The 1480-nt window shown below is 67.0% G+C and carries 1 protein-coding gene; it reads right to left on the minus strand.

Annotation, left to right across the window (positions count from 1 at the left end; all coding sequences use genetic code 11):
- Positions 1-28: 28 nt before the first annotated feature.
- The gene (locus DMC18_RS23580) at positions 29-1189 is read right to left on the minus strand and encodes an isovaleryl-CoA dehydrogenase (RefSeq protein ID WP_110121018.1); all 1161 of its coding nucleotides are present in this window, start codon (positions 1187-1189) and stop codon (positions 29-31) included.
- Between the last annotated feature and the right edge of the window lie 291 nt (positions 1190-1480).

The raw sequence follows: 1480 nt of genomic DNA on the forward strand, positions 1-1480 counted from the left end.
TCCCTCTCTCTTTGAGAGAGGGGTAAAATTAAGCCCCCACCAGCTCCCGGCCGATCAGGAACCGGCGGATCTCGTTCGTGCCCGCGCCGATGTCGTAGAGCTTGGCGTCGCGCAGCAGGCGCTCGACCGGCCATTCCTTGGTGTAGCCGGCCCCGCCCAGGGCCTGGATGGCCTCCAGCGACACCTTCACGGCGTTTTCGGACGCCATCAGAATCGCGCCGGCCGCGTCGAACCGCGTGGTCTTGCCGGCGTCGCAGGCCCGGGCGACCGCGTAGACATAGGCCCGGGCCGAGTTCAGGGCCACGTACATGTCGGCGACCTTGCCCTGCATCAGCTGGAACGAGCCGATCGCCTGGCCGAACTGCTTGCGCTCGCGGACGTACGGCAGAACGTAGTCGAGGCAGGCCTGCATGATGCCCAGGGGGCCGGCGCTGAGCACGGCGCGCTCGTAGTCGAGGCCGCTCATCAGCACCCCGACGCCGCCGCCCACCGGGCCCATGACGTTCTCCTCGGGGATCTCGCAGTCCTCGAAGACGAGTTCCGCGGTGTCGCTGCCGCGCATGCCCATCTTGTCCAGCTTCTTGGAGACGCTGAAGCCCTTCATGCCCTTCTCGACGATGAAGGCGGTGATCCCCCGGCTGCCATCGCCGGTCTTGGCGTAGACCACCAGCGTATCGGCGTGCGGCGCATTGGTGATCCAGAACTTGGTCCCGTTCAGCACGTAGCGGTCGCCGACCTGTTCGGCGCGCAGCTTCATCGAGACGACGTCGGAGCCGGCGCCCGCCTCGCTCATCGCCAGGGAGCCCACATGCTCGCCGCTGATCAGTTTCGGCAGATAGCGCTGCTTCTGCTCCGGCGTCGCCCAGCGGCGGATCTGGTTGACGCAGAGGTTCGAGTGCGCGCCGTACGACAGGCCCACCGAGGCCGAGGCGCGGGAGATCTCCTCCATCGCCACCACGTGCTCGAGATAGCCCAAACCAAGGCCGCCGAACTCTTCCTCGACCGTGATGCCGTGCAGGCCAAGGTCGCCCATCGGGACCCACAGCTCGCGGGGAAAGGCGTTGGTCTCGTCGATCCGGGCCGCCAGGGGCGCGATCTTGTCGGCGGCGAAGCGGGCCGTGGTCTCGCGAATCGCGTCGGCCGTCTCGCCCAGGGCGAAGTCCATCGAGGGTGCGGTTTGCAGCGTCATGCGGCAACGCATAGCACAAACGCCCGCCGATCAACGAGACCAGCGGGAGTTCATGCTCTTTTTCAGATTGATCCGGGGTTCAACCCGGTCTTTTCGAAACGGCGTTCGCTCGCGACCCTACTCGCCGTCGTCCTCGATGTCCGGCCCGCCCAGCTTGCGCAGCAGCAGATAGGCCGAGACCGCGAAGCAGATCACGCCGATCACACTGGCGCCCCAGCCGAACATGCGGAGCGGGGTCAGGCCCGGGTCCGAGGCGACCGACAGGTTCCACAGCACCCCGCCGCCTAACAG

The organism is Caulobacter sp. D5, from assembly GCF_003185805.1.
Lineage (GTDB): Bacteria > Pseudomonadota > Alphaproteobacteria > Caulobacterales > Caulobacteraceae > Caulobacter.